Annotated in this window: 2 protein-coding genes; both read right to left on the reverse strand. The window is 44.1% G+C overall.

Annotated features, from left to right (window positions below):
- Positions 1–2,529, reverse strand: a 2,529-nt coding sequence (locus VB775_RS22415) for a Tn3 family transposase (RefSeq protein WP_323216952.1), incomplete at its 3' end; no start/stop codon positions are given.
- A gap of 136 nt (positions 2,530–2,665) precedes the next feature.
- Positions 2,666–3,292: a tyrosine-type recombinase/integrase gene (locus VB775_RS22420; RefSeq protein WP_323216953.1), complete on the reverse strand. Its 627-nt coding sequence runs from the start codon at positions 3,290–3,292 to the stop codon at positions 2,666–2,668.
- Positions 3,293–3,404 lie beyond the last annotated feature (112 nt).

Consider the following 3,404-nt stretch of genomic DNA (forward strand, 5'->3'; position numbering starts at 1 on the left):
TTTGCGACTGTAACTACCAAGCTTTCGTAACAGCGTCGAAGGCAACAACTTACCTGATTGAATTGATAAAACAACCCGCATCAAATCCTGCCAGTGAGTACGAATTAACGACCAATCAACCACATCTTTAAACAATGGGTCAATATACTCATAAACAGAGTCCAGACTGGGACGAAAGAACTTACAGTCCTGCCAGTTACGAATCCGAGGCATGAGTTTAATTCCCAACAGATAAGACAAGCCAAACACAGTAGTAGACTGTCCTTGGGTATCAGCGTGCAAAGTATCAGGTTGGATATCGGAAGTATTCTTGAGTAAACCATCAAGAATATAAACTGCTTCCCAAACACCACAATTGATGAAATGGGTAAACAGAGCAATATAAGTATCAGATACATGATGGTAAGCAATCCCCCCATAGCCACCATAACGAATGTGATACTCAGACATTAAATTATTCTCATAAAGCTGAAACTTACTACCATCAGCCGCCGCCCGTTTGCCAGTTCCCCAACACTTCGGTAACTCCAAGCGATTATAAGCATTAATCAAATCTCGCATCGCCGCCTCAAGTTGAGGAATCGAAATATGTTGACGATTCACATAAGCCAGCATCCTTGAACTGACCTGTCCGCGAGTATGACGAGCAGTTTGATTAGGACCAAGATTACAACCATAGCCAAACACCGTTAAGATATAACGTTCAGACGGATTCTCAATCTTTGACTCAGAACCAGAAACATGACCAAAGTGGCGCACCCAATTGAGCCAATGTTCCACATTACAGAGAATATCCAAAACACTACGTTCAGGGAGCCGTTGTAAAATTGCCGACTCCAACTCTATCGCACCCGATGGAGGCGGCTCCGCCGTAATCCTTTTGAGTACAGGTACAGCATCAGCACTAATCGTCACTTGTGTACCATCCTTACAGATTTGGTCTACAGCAATCGCAGTTTGAGTCAAACAAGATTGAAGCTGTTCAACAAATTTAGCCGCCGTAAGCGCCATACCTGTTTGTTGGCAGTAATCAGCCAATTTTGGCTGACACTCATCCCAAGACAATAACTGTTCGCGGAAGTCAGCATAGTTTTCCGAACCCACCACACAAGCATCACCACTTTTCAACTCGGCTGCCAAATAGGTAAAGACACAGACCTCGAATTGCTGACGGACTAACTGTGAAATACCATCAGATTCAACCACCACTAATCGTCGCCAGCGATCGCTCATAAAGCTTAAATCGAGATCTTCCGCAGACAACCATTTAGAGCGACGGTTTTCATGAGCCAAAACCAGAGTCAAAGCTGCCGTCAAGGAAAGATCTTGGCTAGCAGACTGGATTTCTAACCCACGCACCAAGGGAAACAAAACCGAACGATAGCGACTATAAAACCGCCATATTAAAGGCAAATAATTATCGGTATTGTAAGCCGTAATCTCCTCGCACTGTGCTAATAAAGCGGCAGCTCCCCCATGGGTTTCCAAAACAGATTGCACCCGTCCACCCAAACTCGCCGTATCAGTCTCCCCAGTTGATGTCTGTAAAATCTCGGTTAGCACTGCCAACATCGATTCAGTTTTGGTCAAATTCTGTTCTCGTAACTCCACCAATTTATCTTTGGCACATTGATGCATTTTCTGCACGCGCTTGAGAAACATCTCTACTAAATGGTCACGGGTTTTAACTTGCACACGATAGAGCAGGCATACCAACAGAGCGCGACGTTTCGCTAGATTCATCTCTCGGAGATCTGTCATTGCCAAGGCTTTTGCTTGTGCTGCAAAAGATTTGACCTTGGCAGGGGCAATTTTCAGCAGCAACTGCCTTGCATCACCAAAAGTAAGTATTTGGTCAAACTTAGTTTGTAAAGCCTGAATATGAGAGAGGCGATCACTTTTCGGTGCTGCTCTCAATAAGCTGAAAGTTAATTCCGATTCTGGCGTTGAATTAGAGACCAATTCATCCACAAAGGCTTGTTGATTTGGACTCATCGCCTTAGCAATACGCTGAAACAAGCGGTTATTCACAACAGCACGGATATGACCGACCAAACGATCAATCGTACTAAAAGCAGGTAATTCATAACGCGCTTTCACCAACTCTTCAACCGCAACATTGATTAAATCAGCAGGATATTCCATGATCTCCGCCGATGTAGCAATGACAGTAGCGATCGCCGTTTGCGCCTTGCGGTCGAAAGGACTAACTCTCAAATAAGCCCGAATCGCCTCAGCATAGTAGTAACGAGAACGTTCGGGCGGGATAGCACAGATATTAGCACTGAGGTTTAAGCAAGCCCGAATATGACTGATCACTGTGGGCGGTACATCGGATGACAGTGGGAAATATCCCAATCGTTGAAATGACTTGAGCATGACTAAAAATCGCAGTAACCCCCGCTTACTTTTGACATGACCCTTCGCTAGATTTATCTCAGATGCTGACGGAGTATATAGTTCAGCAAGTTCTTTCACGGTTGCTTGAGATTTGAATCGAGGATAAGCCGTGCGTTCAATAGCAGTCATAGAGACGTTTAGAGGACAAGTAAGCTAGTGCTGGCTGTAGGAACACTCAGTTTGCGTAGACAGAGTATAACCAATACTCTATCAATTTTGAATAAACACCCTTTTAAACAATCTATGAATGGGATTTAATCAATATTTAAGTTTGGCTGTTTTCTGAGTTTTGGAGCAGTTGATTTAAAGCTTTGTGAGCAGTTATCTCTGCTCGTTCAGAAGTAACTTTTTGATAGCGTAAGGTGGTGTTGATATTTGTATGTCCCATTAAGGCGCGTAATTCTTCGATACCCATTAAGCCAACTCTCTCGGTGGCAAAGGTGTGACGGAGGTCGTGCATTCTGATACCTTGGAGTTTTGGGTCATTCTTAGTTAATTTTGTCCAGTCACGATGGGCTGTCTGATAACTCAAGGGGGTAACTTTCTCCGTCACAGGCTGTTGGGTGGTGAATAAGGCTGGTGATTCCTTGTGTCGATAGTATTTTAGATATTTTTCTAATCCGGTTGCCGCATCTTCGCTGTAGAAACACCATCGGGTTTTATTGCCTTTGCCGATCACTTGAAATTTACGTTCTTTGAGGTTGATTTCTGCTAATTGCAAGCTCAGGATTTCCGCGATCCTCGCTCCTGTGCGATGCAGCAAGCAGACCAATGCTTTCATGCGACCGTCGCGTTCTACGACTTGGTAGAGACTGACGATCTGTTCGGGCGATAGGTATCGAATTACTCCATCGGCATGATGTTCTCCTTTCTCTGGGGGGTGCGACCTCAATACAATACAATTATTAGACAGCAGCAGGAAACCCATACTGATTGAGATTGTCCCAGAATTGCTCCCAACGAGTAGAAGTTAAAACTAAAGCTCTTAAACTCAAAATTATGCT

It is taken from the genome of Pseudanabaena sp. CCNP1317, assembly GCF_034931345.1.
Lineage (GTDB): Bacteria > Cyanobacteriota > Cyanobacteriia > Pseudanabaenales > Pseudanabaenaceae > Pseudanabaena > Pseudanabaena galeata.